The following is a 22,426-nucleotide window of genomic DNA, read 5'->3' as shown; positions in this document are numbered from 1 at the left end:
CTGAATGCTAAAAACGAAATCCCCATAAGAGAACCAAAATACTGTCGAAAAGCTACCGGAGCTTCCGTTCAACGGGCTTTCATTGTTGGCTTTTCAAGCCCAACGAAAGCTTAGTTATTATAAGAAAGAATTTATTGGCTACACTCAAAACACAAACGTTCAGCCGGAAAAACTTGTTGAAGAAAATTATACCGAAAAAAATCTGGTCACCGTATTCACTCCGAACTTAAACCGTGCTTACAAAGCAAGAAATATACTGTCTAAAATTGGAGCAGTTTCCACCAAAGTAAAAAACATCATCACGGATCATATCATCAGTGATGAACGGAAATCCGACTTTAAAAATCTGGTGAATAACCTGCATCATAACCTGATCGGCTTTCATCCGGAAAATAGATTCAGTGAAATCCCTTTGAAAAAAAACGCCTCGCATATAAAAGCGGTTCCGGATTCAAATAATACTATTTTAGACAAGCTTTAGCAAGAAGCGAATGACTACAAAAATTTCCAAATTTCAAGAATTCAAAAAAAAATGAAAACCCAGCCTTTCAAAAAAATTCAGCCCATTAATGAAAAATATTGCAATTAGTCTGGATTTTTCAAGTGCACCCTATTTCAGGATCAAAAAATCAACAAAATTTCCGTATTTTTGTAGCTTATAATTTTTTAGTTCAAAATGATTAAAATCACTCTTCCGGACGGAAGCATCAAAGAATTTGAGAGCGCAGTAACTCCGCTCGATGTAGCAAAATCAATCAGTGAAGGCTTGGCAAGAAATACGATTTCTGCAATTGTCAACGGAACTCAGACAGAAGTTTCAACACCGATCACCACGGATTCTACGGTTCAGTTGCTTACCTGGAATGATGATTTGGGGAAAAAGGCATTTTGGCACTCCTCCGCACACCTCTTGGCACAGGCAATTTTAGAATTTTATCCAAAGGCAAAACTGACGATCGGTCCCGCTATAGAAAGTGGATTTTATTACGATGTAGATTTTGGTGATGAAGCTTTATCTGAAAAAGACTTTGAGAAAATCGAAAAGAAAATGCTTGAGAATGCGAAAAAAGACGCAACATTTAATCTTTATGCAGTGTCAAAAGCAGATGCTTTGAAAGAATATGCCGACAATCCATACAAAACAGAATTGATTTCCAATCTAAACGATGGTGAAATCACATTCTGCACTCATGATAATTTCACCGATCTATGTCGAGGAGGTCATATTCCGTCAACCGGAATTGTAAAAGCCGTAAAAATCCTAAATGCCGCCGGTGCATATTGGCGAGGCGATGAAAAAAACAAGCAGTTGACCAGAGTTTATGGAATTTCTTTCCCAAAACAAAAGGACTTAACGGAATATTTGGAAAAACTGGAAGAAGCAAAACGCCGCGACCACCGAAAACTGGGTAAAGAACTGGGGATTTTTGCTTTCTCTGAAAAAGTAGGAGCCGGACTTCCACTTTGGTTGCCAAAAGGAACCGCACTAAGAAAAAAACTTGAAAATTTCCTTTCCGAAGCACAGAAAAAATCGGGGTACGAATTCGTGATGTCGCCACATATCGGTGCTAAAGAATTGTATGTAACTTCCGGACACTGGGACAAATACGGTGCTGACAGTTTCCAACCCATCAAAACTCCAAATGAAGGCGAGGAATTTATGTTAAAACCAATGAACTGTCCTCATCACTGCGAAATATATAAAGTTGGACAATGGTCCTACAAAGACCTGCCGAAACGTTTTGCAGAATTCGGAACCGTTTACCGCTACGAACAATCCGGAGAACTTCATGGTTTGACGAGAGTTCGCGGATTTACCCAAGATGATGCACACATTTTCTGTACGCCGGATCAACTGATGGCGGAGTTTGAAAACGTGATCGATTTGGTGATGTATGTTTTCAAAAATTTAGGCTTTGAAGATTTCGTAACCCAGGTTTCATTGAGAGATCCGGACCATAAAGAGAAATACATCGGCACGGACGAAAACTGGAGAAAGGCGGAAAATGCAATTATTCAAGCCGCTGCAAATAAAGGTCTGAAAACCGTTGTCGAATATGGAGAAGCCGCTTTCTATGGCCCAAAACTGGACTTTATGGTGAAAGACGCTTTAGGCAGAAAATGGCAACTCGGAACGATTCAGGTGGATTACAATTTACCGGAAAGATTTGATTTGTGGTACACCGGAAATGATAATGAAAAGCACCGACCGGTGATGATTCACCGTGCTCCATTTGGTTCCATGGAAAGATTTATCGCCATTTTACTGGAAAACACTGCCGGCGATTTCCCACTTTGGCTCGCCCCGGATCAGTTCATTATATTGCCGATATCTGAAAAATATGTGGATTATGCGAAAAAAGTTTCAAATATGTTGGAAAATCACGATATTTGCGGACTGATTGACGACCGAAACGAAAAAACCGGTAAAAAAATCCGTGACGCCGAAATCAACAAATATCCATTTATGTTGATCGTGGGCGAAAACGAAGAAACGAACGGAACCGTTTCAGTAAGAAGAAGAGGTGAAGGCGATTTGGGCGCGATGAGTGTGGAAGATTTTATGAATTACTTTAAAAAAGAAGCAAAAATCTAAGCCAAAAAACATTAGCCAAAATCCCCATTAGCAATTAATTTAACCCATAAAATATAAACCCATAGCACAGAAATTTAACTACAGAGGTAGAGGTCCACAACGACGAGTACAGGAAGATTTACACCAGATCAATGAAAAGATCCGTGCTAAAGAAGTACGTTTAGTTGGCGACAACGTGGAACCCGGAGTTTATCCGCTTGCAAAAGCATTGCAAATCGCAAAAGACCAGGAGTTGGATTTGGTAGTGATTTCCGATAAACAGGAACCTTACATTTCGCGAATTCTGGATTACAAAAAATTCCTTTACGAGCAAAAGAAAAAGCAGAAAGAACTCAAGGCAAAACAGGTCAAAGTAGTCGTAAAAGAAATTCGTTTCGGACCACAAACTGACGAGCATGATTACGAGTTCAAAAAGAAACACGCTGAAAAATTCTTGGAGGAAGGTTCTAAATTGAAGACTTATGTTTTCTTCAAAGGACGTTCTATCATTTTCAAAGATCAAGGGGAAATTCTTCTTTTGAAATTGGCGCAGGAACTGGAACATGTAGGAAAAGTTGACCAGTTGCCAAAACTCGAAGGAAAGCGAATGATTATGATGATGAGCCCTAAGAAGGTGGCGAAGTAATTAATGTAACAATTTAGCAATTTAACAATCTACCAATGTAACAGTAGATGATTGATTTGATATAGAGATTTCGACAGAAGTCTCTTTTTTTTTTTCAATCTGTGAAAAAGATTACTGAATAAGGTTAAATTTTATAGCCTGCTTTATCAAGATTGCAGTATTCCCAGCATTGAGTTTTGTCATTAAACTCTTCCTGTGACTATCGACTGTATAAGGGCTTACGAAGATTTTTTCAGCGATTTGGTTATTGGTTAATCCCTCCGCGATCAATTCTAACACTTCTTTTTCGCGAGTGCTGAGAACAGGAATTTCGCCCAATTCTTTTTTTTCGGAAGTTTTCAAATTTACATCCACACTTAGATACATTTTGCCTTCATAAACTGAGAGAAGACACTTTTCTATTTCTTCTTTTGGAGCATTTTTCAGCAGAAAACCATCGGCTCCGTTTGCGATTATTTGCGTAATGTAACCTCTTTCATTAAAAGTGCTCATTCCCACAATTTTAATTTTTGGAAATTCTGCCTTTATTCTTGCAGTAAGTTCTATACCAGTGATTTCTGGCATATTGATATCTGTCAAAACCATTCCCGGCTGAAATTTCTTGATGAGTTCCATGGCTTCAAAGGCATTTTTTGCCGTAGCCACCAAATCAACGAACCGTATTTCATTGAACATGGCGCGCAAACCTTCCTGTACCATCGGATGATCATCCACAATGATAATTCTTATTTTATCCATAATTTTGCTCTTCACATTCTATAAAAACTGAGGTTCCTTTTCCTGGAACTGATTTTATGTCGAGTTTTCCTTTGAGATATTCCACCCTGGATTTTATGTTTCTGATCCCGGCAGAATTTTTCAAGTTCATATTTTCCAAATTGAATCCTTTTCCGTTGTCTTCTACAGTAATGGAAATTTTATGATTTTCGTGCCGGAAAATTTGCACCAAAATCAGATTTGCTTCCGAATGTTTCACCACGTTGTTCAACAATTCCTGAATAATTCTGTATATAATGACTTCTGTAGTTTGATCCATTTTTTCATCGATTCCGTGAAGTTCACAATTAATCTTCAAATTTTGGTTCATGATTAAAGATTCGCAATAATCCAAAATCGCCTGTTTTAATCCAGATTTCATTAAAGATTCTGGCATTAAATTGTGGGATACTCTCCGCATTTCACTAATGGACTCATCAAGTTTCAACAATGCTTTGTCAAAAACATTTGCATTTTCTTCCGATAAAATTAAATTTCCTTTCATGGCTCCTAATTGTAGTTTCACACCGCTCAATAATCCGCCCAAACCGTCGTGAAGATCTTTTGCAAGGCGGTTTCTTTCGTCTTCCTGCCCTTTTAGCAGAGATTGCGATGCCAATAATTGTTTTTCTGTTTCTAATTCACTGATTCGTTGCTGTTGCAGTTTTTTCCGTTGGCTGTAATTTCGGTATGTTAATAATAAAATGGTCAGTAATGCAAAAGCACTTCCTAGTAAAATATAGTTGAAAATATTTTTGTTTTTGATTTTCGATTCCTGAAGTTTTATTTGGGAATCCTTCTTCTGGGTTTCGTATTTTTTGCTGAGTTCTGTCTCGAAATCACTTAGATTTTCTTTGTCGATGATGTTTTGAACGGAATCTGATTTCAGTTTATATTTCTGGGCTTTTTTATAATCACGCTTTGCAAAATTGATCTTACTGATCACGTTGTAAAGATTTTGAACTATTTCATGGTCATCTTTTACTTTAGAAATTCCCTTCAGTGCAGTATTTTCCGCTTCTTCATATTTATTTTGATAAAGAAAATTGCTGGCTTCATAATACGGCAGATTCCTTAAATCCGATTTTGCAAAAGGCGCATTGGGATTTTCATCCAGAAAACGGTGAAGTTTTTCGAGGTAGAAATTCAGTTGTGGCGGATTTGCCGTGAAGACATTCAGGTTAATTAAATTCACCAGCGATTTCACTTTGGAACGCGGAATATTATTTTTTTCTGCAAGTTGCAGCACTTCCAAAAATAATTTTTCTGCCTCTTTATAATTCCCGAGTTCCTGTTCAGAAACCGCTGTATTGTTCAAACCTATCAGTAAACCTTTCAAATTGTGGTATCTTTTTCCGGCATCAATGCTTTTTCTGCCATATAAAATTGATTTTTTAAACAACCCAATCTCAAAATATAATCGCGATAAATTTCCGTATCCAATAGAAAGATTGGCGGTGTCCTTTATATTTTCTGAAAGTTTTATGGCTTTCTGCGCGGTTTGAAGGGCCAAAGTATCTTTTTTAAGATTGAGATAAATCACAAAAAGTGTTCGCAAAGCTTCCGCTTTCTGGAAATCGTTTTTGTTTTTTTTGGCAGTTTCCAAGGCTTTTAAATTGAAATTCAATGCCTTATCAAATTTCTGAGTGGCGTGATAAATCTTTATTCCAGTAAAATAATATTCATAATCGTATTTGTGCGATTTTGATCGATCAATGAGCTTTTTTCCTTCGGCTAAAAAATACGCAGAAGAATCGGTGTCATTTTGCACATAATCACTAGTCAACAAAAAATATAGCGGAATTTTTGCGGTGTCGGTTTTGGAAATTTTAATCAGATTCTTAATACTGTCCGTGTTCAAGCGCTTCTGTGAAAACGAAAAAGCATAACAGAAAATAAAAATAACAGCAAAAAAATTTGAGATTCTCATAAGACAAAATTACTTTTTGGTTATTGTTTTTCCACTCCCTGAAAAAAGTGATTTTTCCTCCCACAAATTTCCCTTTTTTATGGGATTGTGAAGTGATATTCAGCAAAATACCTTTGTCCTGTTCCTTACAAAGATACATCAATCCGAAATCGGTTGGTATAACTGAACAAAATAAAAATTAATTAATCCATAAAAATTTAAGTATTATGAAAAACACATTCTTTTCTTTAATGGCACTTTTGGTTTCAGCGGTTCTTCCCGCAAATACCGAAACCCCGAATCTTGCCAATGCAAAAAACAGTTTTGAAAACCGAAAGCCAGCTTTTGAACAGAACAGAGGTCAACTTTCAGGCGAAAATTCAAAACAGGTAAAATATTTCCTAAAAAGCAGAAATATGACTTTTTATCTATTAAATGACGGAATTACTTATCAGTTTACCAAATTCAAAAAATTGGAAAATGAACAACTGAAATCACCTGAGGAACTGATTAAAAACCAAAAAATTTCTAAAAAAGTTGAAGCAGAGACTTTTCGTATGGATATGATTTTAAAGAACACGAATCCGAATCTGAAAATTACCGCAGAAAATCCCGAAAATGGTATCACCAATTATTACAATAAAAATATTGTGGATGTGAAGCGTTTTTCAAAAATCATTTATCATGATATTTATCCGAATATCGATTGGGTGATTTATGTGAACAACCAAAATGTGGAATATGATTTCGTGATTCATCCCGGTGGAAATCCCAACCAAATTAAGTTTAAAAATAGTTGGGCCGATCAAATGAAAATCAATAAAGACGGCAGTTTGAGGATGAACACTAAATTGGGCACTATTACCGAAAAAGCACCAATCAGTTTTCAAAACGGAAAAGAAATTGCCACAAAAATGGTTTTGAAAAATGATGAGTTGAGTTTCAAGATTTCATCCTATGATCCAAAATCTACAGTAACTCTTGACCCTGAAATTTACTGGTCCACTTATTTCGGGGGATCTTCTGATGATTTCGGAACTTCTTGCACCGTTGATTCTCAAAATAACGTGTATTTGTCCGGCTATACTTTTTCCACTACCGGGATTGCTTCCGGAGGCTATCAAAATAATTTGGCAGGAAACTGTGATGCATTTCTGGCAAAATTCAGCAGCTCGGGTACTTTAATTTGGTCAACTTATTATGGTGGCAATAATGAAGATAAAGGAAAATCCTGCGCAGTGGATGCAAATGGAAATGTTTATTTGGCGGGAGAAACTTATTCCACAACAAACATCGCCACTTCCGGTGCTTTCCAAACCTCCAATAACGGACTGGATGATGCTTTTTTAGCAAAGTTCGACAGCAATGGGAATCTGCTTTGGGGAACCTATTTCGGTGGAGAATATTACGATGAAGGATATTCTGTTGCCGTTGATAAAAATTCCGGGAATGTTTATTTGGCCGGTTTTGCATGGTCCAGTACAGGAATTACAACTCCGGGAGCACATCAGCAAAATACGGGTGGTGCAACAGATGCCTTTCTTGCGAAATTTGACAGCAACGGAAACCGACAATGGTCCACATATTACGGTGGCGAGCAATGGGAAAGCGGCTATTGTACTGTGGATAATACAGGAAATGTCTTTTTGGCAGGTTTCACCAGTTCGTCTGTAAATATTGCTTCTTCCGGAGCCCACCAAACAAATTTGGGAGGACTGGATGATGCGTATTTGGTAAAATTCAACAGCGACGGAGTTAGACAATGGGGAACCTATTATGGAGGTTCTGATTATGATTGGGGATATTTCATCGCGACAGATTTTCAGGGAAATGTATTTTTGGATGGACACACCGGATCTGACGCCAATATTTCTACAACAGGTTCGTACCAAGCTTCGAGAAGCGGAAGTTATGATGCGTTTCTTGCAAAGTTTAATGGAGCTGGTTCCAGAATTTGGGGAACGTATTATGGTGGAGCCGAACAGGAAAGAGCCAGTGCCTGTACCGTTGATAATTCTGACAATGTGATTGTTACAGGATACACTTATTCCAACGACAATATTGCTTCACCGGGAGCGTTTCAGGAAACTTGGGGTGGAAATCAGGATGTTTTCGTGGCAAAATTCTACAATGATGGAAGCAGAATCTGGGGAACGTATATTGGTGGAACTGGTGATGATTTTGGAGCGTTTAGTTCCACCGATTCTTGGGGAAATGTTTATATAACCGGAAATACCAACTCTTCCAATAACATTTCGAGTGCAAATGCGTATCAAACCTCAAACAACGGCGGAAACGATGCTTTCCTTACAAAATTAAATCCATTCGGAATTCTGAAAACAGCAGAAACCAATACTTACTCCGTTAAAATTTATCCAAATCCGGCAACAGATTTTATCAAAGTTCAGCATTCTAAAAATGAAAAAATATCAAAGGTTGAAATTTTTGATATGGAAGGGAAAATGGTCAAAAACATCCCTTCACTTTCCCAGAATACAGTTGATGTAAAATCACTTTCCGCAGGGATGTATTTGATGAAAATCTATTCGGCAACAGAAGTTATTAACACAAAATTCTTAAAAAAATAATCATGAAAAATATCCATAATTTTTTTATAATGATTTTCGCGGTGGCGTTTTTATCAAAAATTAATGCCCAAAATATCACGACACTGGGTTTAGGCTATTCTTTTACCTATGCGGTGGATATTGCGAAGGACTCAAGTGGAAACCTCTATGTATGCGATGCTACGGATGATTTGGTGATGAAAGTGGAACCCAATAACAAAACGACCGTAATTTCTGCAGGAAAGGGCAAACCAATGGCACTCACCTTGGACGGTTCCGGTTATTTATATGTTGCTTACGGTGGTGGCGGAACTAACTCCGGCAAAGTTTTCAAGATGAATACAGACGGGAGCAACGCGGTTCTGTTTGCAAGTCCAAACACTTCCATTACCAAAATGAAGTTTATCGGCATCAATTTATGGTACACCGCATCGGCTTTGTCAAATAAAATTGGAAGAATCAGCTTATCCGACGGTTCTATAGGCACTGTAAATTTGCCAATAAATGTCTCAGATTCCGAAGACTTTACTTTTGATAATCAAGGGAACAGTTATTTTGTATATCCGAACAGCCAAAAATTCGTGAAAATTAACAATGTGTTCCAAACCTATTCGCTTTCACAATCCAGCGGAACCAATATTACATGCATTGATTATTGCCCGAACCTCGGACTTATTATTGGGAGCATGTCGGATATCGTAATTATGAATACCACTGGCTCTGTAGTCACGCACTATTCGCTTCCCACTTTTCCTCCCGGCCAACTATTTTTACCTCAGGCTGTAGAAGCGCGGGAATATCAAAATGTACATTTTATTTTTTTCGACACAGATGGACGTTACAAAATATATGATTTTAAATATCCCGACAACGTTTTTAATGTACGAGGAAGTAAATTTAACTCGCCTATCGGCATCACTTTGGATGCACAAAACAAAATTTATATCACTTCAAACGATCCTTACACTTCCCTCAACCAGGTCGCAAAAATTGGTACCGACAATTCTATTGCCCATCTGTACTACTCACCAAACAGCCTTGCAGGAATTTCCTTCGCCAGCAATAATAATAACCTTTATTTTGCTGACAAGACCGAAAACTCCATAAAAAAAATCACAACTACCGGAACATCTCCAGGTAATTACATTACAGGATTAAGCAACCCTTATATGTTTAAGGTAAATAATATAACGGAATTCTACATCCAACGTAACTATACTTATCTTATAGGCAGAAAATTCAACCTTTATCCTCCACAGTGGATTTACTCTTATTATGGCGTAATGGGCGATCCAAAAGGATTCGATTTCGACAATGCAGGAAATGTTTACGTAGCGGATAATGCAAATAATAATATCCAGAAAATCAATCCCACCACAGGAACGAGCGTGAATTTGGGAGTTATCGGGAACAACTTCAACAAACCAAGTGGTGTAGCTGTTGATTCGCAGCATGGTTATGTTTACATTTCCGATACAGAGAACAATTCCATTAAAAGAATGGATTTGAACGGAAACGGTATCCAAGTCATAAGTACTGACTTCTTTAAGCCGGAAGGTATTTGCATGGATGAAACCAACAACAAACTTTACGTTGCGGATACAGGAAACAATGTGGTGAAAATAATAAATTTGAACGCATTTCTATCAACTTCCGATACGAAGAATATTTCTCATATAAACATTTACCCAAATCCTGCGATGGATTTTATCAAGATACTGAATTCTAAAAATCAAAAAATATCGAGAGCAGAAATTTTTGAAATGAGTGGTAAAATGATTAAAAATATCGCTTCGTTCTCGGAAAATACAATTGATGTGCAAGCACTTTGTGCCGGATCATACTTACTGAAAATATATGCGGGAACTGATATTTATTACAGAAAATTTTTGAAAAAATAATACTTAAAACAAAAGGTTACAATCCACGGGAGACTTCGAAAGAAGTTTCCTTTTTTGTACATTTGATCAAACATTTATCAAGAAGAAATGCCCATTCCAAAAGATTTGAAAAATTTTGCTGAATCCCAGAAGTGGATTTTTGCCAAAACTTATGCGGAAACTTACCCGCACGAAAATATAGTTCAAGAAAAAGTTGATAGCGAATTATTTTTGGAACTTGGGAAATTCATTGATGAAAACGGATATGAAGAATATTTTTACTCCAAGAAACAAATCTATTTTGATTTTGAGGGCTTCACGTATTGGCATATGGAAAACATTATAAACCGCTGTGTAATTGAAGATACTTATCATATCAGAAAACAAAATAACCGCCTTCCAGCAAAAGATAAGTTTTGAATTTCCTCAATGAATGATCTCTAAAATTCGCTAATTATTCCAAAAAATATTTGTACTTTTGCAAACTCATTGATAACAAGATATAAAAGCAAAAAAAATGTCAAAATTAAAAACGAAATCAGGTGCTAAAAAGCGTTTTAAGCTTACCGGAACCGGTAAAATTAAAAGAAAAAATGCTTACAAAAGCCACATCTTGACAAAGAAAGAAACCAAGCAGAAGAGAAATCTTACGCAGACTTCCTACGTTGCAACTGTGGACGAGAAAAGCGTTTTGCGTCAATTAGCAATCAAGTAGTTTTTATAAATCATTTCGGTTTATAAGAATTCAAAAAAATTCAGAAATTTTAACCCTGGATATCAGCTCCAAAGTTTGATGAAATAAGCAACGCTGTATTCAAAAAAAACAATTTAAATTATGCCAAGATCAGTAAATGCAGTAGCTTCCAGAGCTCGCAGAAAAAAAGTAATGAAGCAGGCTAAAGGTTTTTTCGGTAGAAGAAAAAATGTTTGGACCGTAGCTAAAAACGCCGTGGAAAAAGCGATGCAATACGCTTACCGCGGAAGAAAAGAGAAGAAAAGAAATTTCAGATCGCTTTGGATCACGCGTATCAACGCAGGAACCAGAGAACACGGAATGTCTTATTCCCAATTTATGGGCGCTCTAAAAAAGAACAACATCGAATTGAACAGAAAAGTTTTAGCAGATTTAGCGATGAATCATCCTGAAGCGTTCAAAGCGGTTGTAGATCAAGTAAAATAATGTAAAATTTTTTGTTATCAATATCAATCCTGTCCCGAAATTTCTGGACGGGATTTTTTTTTTGCTGGTTTTGCATCATTTCCAGACCTGATGAAAAGAACATTCCTCATTTCGGCTAACTTTATTGAAGCATGTATTTCAGGATAAAATTTTGTTGAAGCCTATCAAAACCATCTTATCCAAATCATGATCGCCAACATCAATCCATATCTAACGGAATTTGCATCATTCGGAATCAAGCAGACCGGAACAGCGAACTACAATAGCACTTTTGACTGGCTGAAAAACATGTATTTATCTTTAGGTTTCTACTCTTTCAACTGTATTTATTTGCTAGCAGAAATTTGTAACTTTTGTCTTAGAACAAAATGAATTTTGTCCATTCTTTAGACTTTCTGATAGATTTTCATCATTTCTTTGGCAATATTTTCGTCAGTGAATTTTTGAACATACTCTAAACCCATTCTTGCACGGCGTTTCCTTTCAGATTCATTATTCCAGAGGAACAGAATTTTTGCCCGGATATCATCAACATTCTCGGGATTGATATAAACAGAATCTTTCCCTCCTGCTTCCGGCAAGCAACTCACATTACTCGTAATTACGGGTGTTCCGGAAAACAGGGCCTCGATTACCGGAATGCCAAAACCTTCGAAAAAACTGGGGTAAACGAAAATATCTGCCAATCTGTAAATCGCGGCGAGTTCATGCATCGATACATTTTCAAGGAAAAGGACTTGATTTTTGAGATTATTCTTGTCGATAAATCTTCTGACTCTGTTGAAATATTTCGTTTTTCTTCCAACCACAACCAGAGGAATATCCGTATCCTTCAAAGCTTTCACAATTCCGAGAAGATTTTTCCTTTCCTCGATCGTTCCGACATTCAAAATAAATTTTTCCGGAAGATTGAACCGCATTTTGGTCTGCTCAAAGAAATCCGGGAAAATATACTCCTTGAACGCCTGATGACAACCTTGGTAAACAACCTCTATTTTAGATTCGGGAACTTTCAGAAACTGAATAATGTCTTTTCTGGTCTGTTCGGAAATTGCAATAATCAGGTCTGCCTGTTCTGTGGCTCTTTTAAATTTCCAAAAATGAATTTTCCGGTCGAAAAAACTGTAGTAATTGGGAAATCGCAGAAAAATAAGATCATGAATCGTGACAATTTTCTTGATAGGTTTTTTGTTCCATCTCAAAGGGAGTTCGCCCGATAGTCCGTGAAAAATATCCGCATCAAGGTTTTGGGCATCTTTCCCCATCTTAAACTGCCTGGAAAGACTTCCTTTCGAAGTTTCCTTAAAACTGACATGGGGCAAACTTAAAATCTCCCTTCCTCTTTCGCTTTGATCTTTGTTTAATAGAACATATTGATTATCAGGATAAAATGTAGCCAGAATTCTCACCAAATCACGCGAATAGTTACCTAAACCCGAACTGTTATTGAAAAAGCGTTTACCGTCAAATGCAATCTTCACCTTCTAAATAAATAATTTTTGTAGATCTTTTCAAAAGTTCTTGGACCGGATAATATAGTTTGGTCTTTCTTTCACCTGCTTGAAAATTTTGCCCAAGTAAATTCCAATGATTCCCAGAATAATCAACTGAATTCCGCCAAAAAAAACCACGGTCATAATCAGTGAGGCCCACCCGGAAATCTCGGTTTTTGCAACAAATGAATGAATGACATAGACTCCATATCCCACCACCGCAATCGCCGAGAACAAAAACCCCAAATATGCCGCTATATAAAGTGGTTTCACGCTAAAGGCTGTAATTCCGGTAAAGGCAAACTTCATCATTTTTTGCAGATTATAGCTGCTTTGTCCGGTCGCTCTTTCACCCGCGGTAAAATGGATTCCGGTTTGTTTGAAACCCATCCAGTTAGAAAGTCCACGCAGAAAAATATCGGCTTCATTCATATTTCGAACCACATCCACTACGGAAGAGTCCATCAGTCGAAAATCTGAACCACCTTCGCTAATCTTCACATCAGAAATCAGGGACAGAAATATATAGTACAGATCCGAAGTTCTTCTCTTGAATCTGGAAATTTGTTTGGGATAGGTCCTGATGGTAAAAACAATATCAAACCCTTCCTCCCATTTCTTGATCAGATCTGGAATCAATTCCGGTGGATGCTGCATATCTCCATCCATTGAAATCACTGCATTTCCAGTGGCGTAATCCAACCCTGCTTTTACCGCCGGTTGGTGCCCGAAATTTCGGGAGAGTTCGATAAATTTCACTTCTGCGAACTGGCTCGAAAGTTCTTCCAATTTCTGCTGAGTATGATCCCGGCTTCCGTCATTAACGAAAATAATTTCAAAACTGTAGTCCTTTAGAACAGAAAACACTTCCGCAATCCGTTGATGGATCAGCGAAACATTGCCTTCTTCGTTGTGTGCCGGAATGACGATTGAAATCTTTTTCACTTTTCGTTTAATCTAATTGATAATCTTTCTCAAAATCCCTGGTCATTAATTCGTATATCACTCGGAACCATACAATACAGCAAGGCAGAGCCTTTAACGAATATTTCATGATGTAATTTTCTTTGATAAATTTCGGAAATAAATCTGAGAACGAAAAGCAGGTCAGAATCATCACAAAAATAAGCAATCCTATTACGACAGGAGTTTTTTCTTTTTGAATGATAAACCAAATCATCACGCCCGAAACTGCGATAATGTAGGTCGGTGATTCCGAACTGGAACTAAAAAGAACGATGAATAAAAGCGTTGATGACAAAATCATCAGTTGGAATGCTAAATTTTTGTACTCTTTGAGCCTTAAATAAGGCAACCCGAACACCAAAATTCCCGGAAGCAGAAATGCAAGATTTGAAATTTCTGCGTTTCCTGAAACCCTGCGAACAATTCCCATCAGTGAATAATCCTGTCTGTTCCCCAAAACCTGATTAGACATATTTTTCTCAGTGAGCGACTGAAACCAGTCCGCATAAGATTGCAATCCAAAATGTGGACTGGAAATGAGCATCGGCAAAACCAAAAACAGGATTGCAAAACACACGAATGACAAAATAAATCTCCATTTGTTCTTCATGAAGAAAAATGAGGAAAGTCCTGCAATTCCGTATAGTTTCACAAAAAATCCGATTAAGATTGCGATTGCAGATTTCGTTTCCTTTCGTTCATAGATGTAAACCGCAGACAAAATCAACAAACCTGTCAATGCGATGTTGAACTGCAAACTCACCGCCGCTGTGATGAATTCCTGTAGGCAAAGCCACGCAAAAAACGACTTCTTCTGCGCGGAAAAAGGCAATTTGTGGATCGCAAAGAGAAAAACCAATGTATTCGCGATATTCCATAAAACCATTCCGAGCCAATCCGGTAAAATAGCAAAAGGTGCGATGATCATGCTGAACAGCACTCCATAATGATTGGAATCAAAATGACAGTCCGGATAAAGAAGGTAAATGTTTTTTTCCGCTAAGGTATTGGTAAAGACATTCTTAAAAATCAAATAGTTATTGTAATTCTGAGGTCCGCTAAAAAATTTGGTCACCGCAGAAATGGCAGACACCAAAAGATAAATCCCAAAAATATATTTAGGATTTGATATCAGTTTGATGAATTTATCTTTCAAGTTGATGGAAACAAATATTTAAACCGAAACATTATTCTCTCTCAAAGCGTCATTGAGCGAGGTCTTTTTGTCGGTTGATTCTTTTCTTTTCCCGATAATCAGAGCGCATGGAACCTGGTAATCTCCAGCCGGGAATTTTTTAGTATAGCTTCCGGGAATCACCACTGAACGGGCAGGAACTTTTCCTTTGATTTCAACCGGAGTTTTGCCGGTGACATCAATAATTTTGGTGGACGCCGTCAAAACGACGTTGGCTCCCAAAACCGCTTCTTTTTCCACATGAACACCTTCTACGACAATACATCTGGAACCCACAAAAACATTGTCTTCAATAATAACCGGTGCAGCCTGAAGTGGCTCCAAAACCCCTCCAATTCCTACTCCACCACTCAAATGAACATCTTTTCCAATCTGTGCGCAACTTCCCACCGTTGCCCAAGTATCTACCATGGTTCCGGAATCAACATAAGCCCCAATGTTAACATAAGACGGCATTAAAATCACTCCGGGCGCAATGTATGCTCCTTCACGTGCAACTGCATGCGGAACAACCCGAACTCCTTTTTCTGCGTAATTTCTTTTTAGAGGCATTTTATCGTGAAATTCAAAAGGACCAACTTCGATGGTTTCCATTTTTTGGATCGGAAAATACATCACGACCGCTTTTTTCACCCACTCGTTTACCTGCCATCCGTTTTCAGTAGGTTCTGCAACGCGCAATTCACCCAAATCCAGTTGTCGGATCACCTCACGGATTGAGTTCTGGCTTTCTTCATTTTGTAACAATTCTCGGTTGTCCCAAATATTTTCGATGATTTCCTTTAACATAATAGATAGCAGATTCCCGGAATTCCGGGATAAAAAATTGATATTTATTTTACAGTTCTACAAAAATACGAATTGAAAAGTACTTTGGATTTATTTTTAGAGCACTCTTCTCGCAAAAAGATAGGCATTGTTCCAGTACCGCTCATTCAGTGAAGAAATAATGACCCCTTTTGACGTGGAGGAATGAATGAACTTCACTTCACCATCATTTCCGATATCGTGTACGATTCCCACATGTGAAACCCTGCTTCCGCCAGAAGTTGCAAAGAATAACAAATCTCCCGGTTTTACCTCGCGGATGTTGATCTCTTTTCCGGAATTGGATTGGTCTTCTGACCGGCGCGGAAGTTTGTAATTGTTTTCATCAAACACTTTGCAAACTAAGCCGGAGCAATCGAAGCCCGCAGAAGTAATTCCGGCCGGTTTATAGGGTGCTCCCAAATATTTTTGCGCATCTTTCACAATTTCCTGAGCTTTTGGGGAATATTTCCCTGAATTATTTGAATTTAATGTTTTCAGGTCTGCAGTTTTTTTGACTGTTTTCGTGGGTACACTTCTCTTCACCACCACGTTCTTCGAAGTACCGCATGAAACCAGAATCATCAACAAAAAACTCAGAATAAAATGCTTTTTCATTTTCCTTTCACTTACTTTCGCCAAAAATAAAGAATTTATTTTCAATTGAATGGCAGTTTTTCAATTTTTTCCTTTATTTATGACCTTTGATAAAGATTTTCAATTCAGGAATCTTAATTTTGCATGAATAATTTGATTCAAATTCCGGATCAACAATTCTTAATGATGACCATTCTTGAGTATAAAAGACATTTTAAAAGTGAACTTTCAAACCTATATTCCGAAGCGGAAAGTGCGGAACTCTATTCCATTTTTCTTTTGAAAACGGTGGGTTTCGATAAATTCCAGCAGCGGCGGTTTATGCATCAGCAACTGCTCAGCAGCCATTTGGAAGATTTGGATGAAGTTCTGAAAACATTAAAATCAGGAAAACCCTTTCAGCAAATCTTAGGCGAAACTGAGTTCTACGGAATGAAATTTTTCATTGATGAAAATGTGCTGATTCCAAGACCTGAAACTGAAGAATTACTGGAGTTGGCAATACATCACTTAAAAGAGCCAAAGAAAATTCTGGATATTGGGACTGGAAGCGGAATTATCCCGATTGTTTTGAAGAAACATTTTCCATTCGCAGAAATTTCCGCAATTGATTTTTCTGAAAAAGCATTGGAAATTGCAAAGAAAAATTCGATTTTTCATCAGGCAGAAATCAACTTTATCCAGCAGGATTATTTGAACCAAGATTTGGAGGGAATTTATGAGGTGATTGTTTCAAATCCGCCGTATATAGGTATCACTGAACAGGATGAAATCTCGGATTCTGTGAAAGAATTTGAACCGAAAATGGCCCTGTTTTCACCCACTTCAGATCCTTTGATTTTCTATAAAAAAATTGCAAAAGACAGCAAAAATCATCTTGCAGAAAATGGATTGGTTTTTCTGGAAATCAACCAGAAATTGGGCAGGGAAACTCTGGAACTTTTTAAAGAGGTTTTATCTGAAGTTCGACTGGTAAAGGATATTTCCGGGAATGACCGATTTGTTTGGGGAATTCGGTAATGTGATGATGAGGAGAATTATTCCAATGAAAAACGTAGGAAAGATCTTCAAAGAAAGACCGACAGGATTTGATAGCCCCGATTGCAGCATTTGTTTGAGCTCTTTTTCTGGCATTGCAGAGCAATAATTTTCGAAAGTGTTACTGCTTAACTGTAGTCGGCAGAAAGGAACAAGTCTTACGCAATGGCAGAAAAAAGCGAGTGCGGAAAGCGGGTCCGAAAGTGAAAAGAAGCAAAAATACTCATGCTCCTGAAGACCTCCATCGAAATTTACTAACCGATTCTCTTTTTGATAAATACCTGATAAGCCATGTAAATGAGCGGTAATGACATAATTACCAGGAAAAGTGAATTTTCAATGGCTCGAGCGGGCTGCAATGCCACCGCATAAACCAAGCCGAAAAAGGCACCACCCAAATGCGCCGCATGACCAATATTGTCTGATTCTCTGGGATTCAGCATGCTGTAAACGGAATAGGCGAAATATAGAAATCCAAAAATAAAGCCGGGAATAGGGATCGGAATGAAAAAGAAATAGATTCCCAAATCTGGAATCATGGCGATGGAAGCAAACAGTATTCCGGAAACACCACCACTTGCACCGATCGCTGAGTACCATGACTGATTTTTATATAGGTATAGAGAAAATAAATTCCCCAAAAAGATGGAACCAAAATACACCGCAAGAAATCCCATCTCTCCAAATACCTGAACCACAATTGGACCGAAGAAATAAAGCGTCATCATGTTGAAGAGCAAATGCATCAGGTCTGCGTGGAGGAATCCTGCAGAAATCAATCGGATGTATTCTTTTCGGTTCAGGATTGCACCGACATTGAATTTGTATTTATCAAAAAGCTGCGGATTATTGAATCCGAAATAACTGATAATTGCCGTGGCGGCGATGATGATTAATAAAAGTGTGTTCATTTTTGGCTATAAATAAAAAGTTTCAGCGATGTGAAACTTAGGCAGATTAAACGATTTCTGAAGTGAGGCTTCTCGATTTCAATTTTTCGTGCATGGGTTTTAAAAGTTCCAGACTCCCGGTTTTCACGGTGCATTTTCCTTTGTAGTGAACCAGGATGGTGCATTGTTCCGCCTGCTCCAGTGTGTGCCCGCAGATTTCCATAAGTGATTCGATCACGAAATCGAAAGTGTTCACATCGTCATTCCACAAAACGAGTTTATAAACTTCGTCTTCCAATTCCAATATGTCAACATCTTGCTGATGCTCCCTTTTGGGATCGTCATAACTTTTTGAAAAATATACTTGTTTGGACATTTTCTGTTTTTTGAAAGTGCAAAATTATGCAAGTTGTTACATTCACAGCGCGCGAAAGATCACGTTTCTATGGCTCACCGATTTCTTCCGAAATCTCATCAATGATGGATGGTTCCTGATAAATCAACTCTACTAGATCCACCGATTTGTTATTCATTTTCAAAATTTTGAAATGATAATCCTTTATCTCAAATTCTTGGTTTTCTTCCGGGATATCTTCAAGTTCATGAAGGATGAAGCCTGCCAAAGTATTGTATTCATTATCTTCAGAGAGCGGTAAATCTTTAGGCAAAAACTCATTAATTTCATCTAAAGGCTGAGTCGCCTGAACCCAGAAAACGTTTTCACCTACTTTGTCCACAATTTTTTCTTCGTCATCTTCCTCATCCTGTATTTCCCCCACCAGTTCCTCTAAAATATCTTCAAGGGTGATGATACCTTCCGTTCCACCAAATTCGTCGATAACAACTGCCAGGTGCTGCTTTTTTTGCTGGAAGACCTTTAGCAAATCAGAAATTTTCTTGCTTCCGACAACAAAAAAAGCTTCACGCATGAGTTCCTTTAAATCATCATGATTCAATTCTCCTTTTCTTCTGACGTATTCTCGGATAATTTCCTTTGCATAAAGTACCCCAATGACATTGTCTATGGAATCCTTGTACACAGGAAGCCGGGAATAGCCACCATCCATAATCTTATTGATGATTTCTTCAATCGGTTCTTCTATGTCAATCGAAGAAATATTCTGGCGCGGAACCATAATTTGCTTTGCGGAATGATCCGTAAAATCGAATGCGTTCTTGATGATTTCGTAATTTTCTTCTTCAATTTCACCAGAGTCTGCAGATTGTTTTACCAGCAATTGCAATTCTTCGGTGGAGTGAATTTCATGTTCCGATGCGGGGTGTATCTTGACCAATCTTAAGAATGAATTAGACATCGAGTTCATCAACCAAATGAATGGTTTAAAAACCGTGTAAAAACCACGGAGTGGCATTGAAATCGCCATTGCGGTAGCTTCAGATTTTCGGATTGCGATCGATTTAGGAATCAATTCACCGAAGACAATGTGCATGATGGTGATAATCAAGAAACTGATGACCAAAGAAATCGTGGTAATGGTTGCTTCTTCAATTGGAAAATTGAAATAAAAGAAAACTTTCTCTACCACATGGTGCATAGCACTTTCACCGACCCAACCTAAAGCAAGGGAAGCCAGTGTAATCCCGAGCTGAGTTGCAGAAAGGTAGGCATCAAGATGCTTGATGATATGCTCTGCCTGTTTCGCCATGGAGACTCCTTCCGCGGCTTTCAGTTGGATTTGTGAGTAACGAACTTTAACGATTGAGAATTCTGCGGCTACGAAAAAACCATTGAGTAATACTAAGAATAAAGCTAATAAAAGCTTGACGGCGTCCGAGTCCATTTAAAAATTAAAAATAATTGCGACAAAGATAGTTAAAAAATTTATTCCATGGAGGATTGAGTCCACCCATTCAAGTAATTAATAACCAATTGATAATCATAAATGTAAACAATAAAAAAAATCGACTGCCTTATTATGAACAGCCGATTTGCTAACTAATTATGTGTTTTTTTGGGATTAATTTTTAATGGTCACACCAGCTACTTCGCCTTTTTCTGTTTTCTCATTTTGTACAGCTTTTACATTGCCTTCCGTTGTTCTTCCCTTCATGACGGTTTCGGGCATTTTATCCAAGGGTCTACTTTTGAAATCAATGCTTTGGCTTTCAGGTTTACCCCATTCTTTGGCATGTAGATACTTACCTTTCATTTCCTGTTCTTTTTCAACCTCAGGAATTACTCGGTGAGCATTTGCAAACTTATCCTGACGAACCCCTGTCACTTGCCAACTTACTTTGATGTTTGGTTTATCGGTTTTAATGACAAATGTATTTTCTTTGATTTCCTGCGAGATAATTGCCTGCGCAAAAGTACCGATTACCGTTAGCTGATACCTAAAATCCTTATTCAAGGCACTGAAGTATTCCGGCATTTTCACATAAGCTGTTCCATTGGAATCAGTGGTGATGTTTCCGTTGTACACATTCATCATATCTGGACTTTCTACAAAGCTATGGTAGAGGTATTTGTTTTCGGGGTCGAGTGGATGGTCGATTTTGAACGTACCGCTGCCTTTAGCAAGTGATCCGGTAACCTGTACATTACCACTAAAATAGCCGGCATAATTTGTTGCAGCTCCTGAGGCAAAACCATAAACTCCGTAACGCGTGGCAGGAACAGTGGAACCTCCAATTGTGTTTGCAAAACCATAAACTCCATAGGTATTTCCACCTCCTGTGGTTGCTGCAAACGAACTGTTTTTGTTGTATCCCACAACCCCTATTCCAGCCGTGGAAACGCCTTCAACTCCCGCTGTATTTGCAGAACCAAAAACGCCGACATCCTGATTACCAGTCCCAAAATTAGAATTGGCATCTGTAAATTCCACCCCATTGTACCCTATACCGTGAATTCCGGTACCGTAATTCGCCGTATTATAATAACCGTAAACTCCTCCTTTCAAACTTGCAGCTGCTGTATAAGAGTACCCGGAAATAGCCGGGTAATTGTCGATTCCGGCGACCGGGGTTGAAGGTTGCATTACGGTAAGTCTTCCGGTAGGATTTTCTGTACCTATTCCGGTTGCGCCATTGCTTACGATAAGTCCCTTGCCGGAAGTTCCTCCGTCAAAAAAACCGGCAACTCCTGCTCCTGTAGCAACACCCCATATTCCTTTTCCGGTACCGGTGTTGACACCTACAGTTCCACCAAGAGTTCCTGAAGCAAGGCCATAAATGCCGTTTTGAGAGCTGCTCACACCAATGACCCCTATACCTGTTGTGGATTCACCATAAATTGATCCGGCCGTTGCAATAGAAGTTGCCGGAACTCCGACTAAGGTACTCCTAAATGAATTGGCGCCGGTTGTACTCTGAACCTGGAATCTAATGTTGGGGTCCAATGTCCCTACATTAATTCCTACCGATGTTCCGTTGTCCGAAATCTGCGAATCACCCAAACTGTTTGCTGAAATGAATTTGGGTACTTTATTGTTTGTCCCTGTAATTCCTGTAACGGACTGGGCTGTTTTTGCGCTCAGTGCATAGGGAACACTAAGAAGTTGAGAAGTGGAAACCAACGAATAAGAAGTGCCTCCATTCGGATCGATTTCAGTTTTCACGAAATAAGGACCGGCTCCCCAGTCAATAGCAGCAAAAGTTCCTGTTTGCGGTGTCCCGGAACCGATTTGTAAAGTTAGTAATCCGTTGGCATTTGTGGTTGGACTTGGGGTGAACAATTCCTGATACACAGCCGTCCCAGAAGGGGAAGTCTGTAAAATGCTGACTTTCACACCAACAGTTTTGTTCATTGCCAGAACATTTCCGGTGGTTCGTACAATTGCCTGGTAGTTGATAAGGTTCGGTGATTGCGCATTAATCTTTAGGAATAACAATAGGATTAAAATAGCGGTGATTTTGGTAAAAATGGTTTTCATGGTTATTAATTTTTATTTTGAATTCGAGATA

General features: G+C 38.3%; 20 protein-coding genes. 9 read left to right on the top strand and 11 right to left on the bottom strand.

Annotated elements, in window-relative coordinates; genetic code table 11:
• The first annotated feature begins 82 nt into the window (after window positions 1-82).
• The 3 genes from L0951_RS07125 to infC all read left to right on the top strand — a co-directional run bounded on the left by L0951_RS07125 (window position 83) and on the right by infC (window position 3,221).
• Window positions 83-481 carry a hypothetical protein gene (locus tag L0951_RS07125; protein WP_234110534.1) on the top strand — a complete coding sequence of 133 codons (399 nt, stop codon included), beginning with the start codon at window positions 83-85 and terminating at the stop codon, window positions 479-481.
• 195 nt (window positions 482-676) lie between these two features.
• A complete protein-coding gene (gene thrS, locus L0951_RS07120; protein WP_234110533.1) occupies window positions 677-2,596 on the top strand; it encodes a threonine--tRNA ligase in 1,920 nt (639 codons plus the stop codon).
• 61 nt (window positions 2,597-2,657) lie between these two features.
• On the top strand, window positions 2,658-3,221 hold the full coding sequence (gene infC, locus L0951_RS07115; protein WP_317207195.1) for a translation initiation factor IF-3: 564 nt from the start codon (window positions 2,658-2,660) through the stop codon (window positions 3,219-3,221).
• A 111-nt stretch (window positions 3,222-3,332) separates the two neighbouring features.
• On the opposite strand, the gene L0951_RS07110 is transcribed toward infC, so the two are convergent.
• A complete protein-coding gene (locus L0951_RS07110) occupies window positions 3,333-3,959 on the bottom strand; it encodes a response regulator (protein ID WP_234110532.1) in 627 nt (208 codons plus the stop codon).
• Entirely contained in the window at window positions 3,952-5,838 is a 1,887-nt protein-coding gene (locus L0951_RS07105) for a sensor histidine kinase (protein ID WP_234110531.1), read from the bottom strand. Before L0951_RS07105 ends, L0951_RS07110 begins: the two co-directional genes overlap by 8 nt.
• Window positions 5,839-6,113: 275 nt before the next feature.
• Between L0951_RS07105 and L0951_RS07100 the strand changes: the two genes are divergently transcribed.
• The 5 genes from L0951_RS07100 to rplT all read left to right on the top strand — a co-directional run bounded on the left by L0951_RS07100 (window position 6,114) and on the right by rplT (window position 11,513).
• Window positions 6,114-8,474: an SBBP repeat-containing protein gene (locus L0951_RS07100; RefSeq protein ID WP_234110530.1), complete on the top strand. Its 2,361-nt coding sequence runs from the start codon at window positions 6,114-6,116 to the stop codon at window positions 8,472-8,474.
• A gap of 2 nt (window positions 8,475-8,476) precedes the next feature.
• The gene (locus L0951_RS07095) at window positions 8,477-10,354 is read left to right on the top strand and encodes a T9SS type A sorting domain-containing protein (protein WP_234110529.1); all 1,878 of its coding nucleotides are present in this window, start codon (window positions 8,477-8,479) and stop codon (window positions 10,352-10,354) included.
• 87 nt (window positions 10,355-10,441) lie between these two features.
• A complete protein-coding gene (locus L0951_RS07090; RefSeq protein WP_234110528.1) occupies window positions 10,442-10,753 on the top strand; it encodes a hypothetical protein in 312 nt (103 codons plus the stop codon).
• A gap of 97 nt (window positions 10,754-10,850) precedes the next feature.
• Window positions 10,851-11,048, top strand: coding sequence for a 50S ribosomal protein L35 (rpmI, locus tag L0951_RS07085; RefSeq protein WP_048498226.1), 198 nt, complete (start codon window positions 10,851-10,853; stop codon window positions 11,046-11,048).
• 120 nt (window positions 11,049-11,168) lie between these two features.
• Complete coding sequence (gene rplT / locus L0951_RS07080) at window positions 11,169-11,513, top strand: 50S ribosomal protein L20 (RefSeq protein WP_048498227.1); 345 nt, start codon at window positions 11,169-11,171, stop codon at window positions 11,511-11,513.
• Between the two features lie 386 nt (window positions 11,514-11,899).
• Here rplT and L0951_RS07075 read toward each other — a convergent pair whose 3' ends face one another.
• The 5 genes from L0951_RS07075 to L0951_RS07055 all read right to left on the bottom strand — a co-directional run bounded on the left by L0951_RS07075 (window position 11,900) and on the right by L0951_RS07055 (window position 16,592).
• Window positions 11,900-12,994: a glycosyltransferase family 4 protein gene (locus L0951_RS07075; protein ID WP_234110527.1), complete on the bottom strand. Its 1,095-nt coding sequence runs from the start codon at window positions 12,992-12,994 to the stop codon at window positions 11,900-11,902.
• Window positions 12,995-13,024: 30 nt separating this feature from the next.
• A complete protein-coding gene (locus L0951_RS07070) occupies window positions 13,025-13,951 on the bottom strand; it encodes a glycosyltransferase family 2 protein (RefSeq protein ID WP_234110526.1) in 927 nt (308 codons plus the stop codon).
• 7 nt (window positions 13,952-13,958) lie between these two features.
• Window positions 13,959-15,134 carry a glycosyltransferase family 87 protein gene (locus L0951_RS07065; RefSeq protein ID WP_234110541.1) on the bottom strand — a complete coding sequence of 392 codons (1,176 nt, stop codon included), beginning with the start codon at window positions 15,132-15,134 and terminating at the stop codon, window positions 13,959-13,961.
• A 12-nt stretch (window positions 15,135-15,146) separates the two neighbouring features.
• Window positions 15,147-15,956 (bottom strand): 2,3,4,5-tetrahydropyridine-2,6-dicarboxylate N-succinyltransferase, encoded by an 810-nt coding sequence (locus L0951_RS07060; RefSeq protein WP_262908458.1) that lies wholly within the window; start codon window positions 15,954-15,956, stop codon window positions 15,147-15,149.
• A gap of 96 nt (window positions 15,957-16,052) precedes the next feature.
• A complete protein-coding gene (locus L0951_RS07055; RefSeq protein ID WP_234110525.1) occupies window positions 16,053-16,592 on the bottom strand; it encodes a C40 family peptidase in 540 nt (179 codons plus the stop codon).
• 165 nt (window positions 16,593-16,757) lie between these two features.
• Between L0951_RS07055 and prmC the strand changes: the two genes are divergently transcribed.
• Entirely contained in the window at window positions 16,758-17,591 is an 834-nt protein-coding gene (gene prmC, locus L0951_RS07050) for a peptide chain release factor N(5)-glutamine methyltransferase (protein ID WP_234110539.1), read from the top strand.
• A gap of 272 nt (window positions 17,592-17,863) precedes the next feature.
• On the opposite strand, the gene L0951_RS07045 is transcribed toward prmC, so the two are convergent.
• From L0951_RS07045 to L0951_RS07030, 4 genes are all read right to left on the bottom strand, one after another.
• The gene (locus L0951_RS07045) at window positions 17,864-18,520 is read right to left on the bottom strand and encodes a rhomboid family intramembrane serine protease (RefSeq protein ID WP_234110524.1); all 657 of its coding nucleotides are present in this window, start codon (window positions 18,518-18,520) and stop codon (window positions 17,864-17,866) included.
• A gap of 46 nt (window positions 18,521-18,566) precedes the next feature.
• Window positions 18,567-18,875 (bottom strand): ATP-dependent Clp protease adaptor ClpS, encoded by a 309-nt coding sequence (locus tag L0951_RS07040; protein WP_234110523.1) that lies wholly within the window; start codon window positions 18,873-18,875, stop codon window positions 18,567-18,569.
• A 67-nt stretch (window positions 18,876-18,942) separates the two neighbouring features.
• Window positions 18,943-20,301 carry a hemolysin family protein gene (locus L0951_RS07035; RefSeq protein ID WP_234110522.1) on the bottom strand — a complete coding sequence of 453 codons (1,359 nt, stop codon included), beginning with the start codon at window positions 20,299-20,301 and terminating at the stop codon, window positions 18,943-18,945.
• Window positions 20,302-20,478: 177 nt separating this feature from the next.
• Window positions 20,479-22,395, bottom strand: coding sequence for a hypothetical protein (locus tag L0951_RS07030; RefSeq protein WP_234110521.1), 1,917 nt, complete (start codon window positions 22,393-22,395; stop codon window positions 20,479-20,481).
• Window positions 22,396-22,426: the final 31 nt, after the last annotated feature.

Origin of the sequence: Chryseobacterium sp. R2A-55 (assembly GCF_021401085.1) — a bacterium.
GTDB lineage: Bacteria > Bacteroidota > Bacteroidia > Flavobacteriales > Weeksellaceae > Kaistella.
The sequence above is the reverse complement of the archived record's forward strand: the minus strand, read 5'-3'. Positions and strand labels throughout refer to the sequence as shown.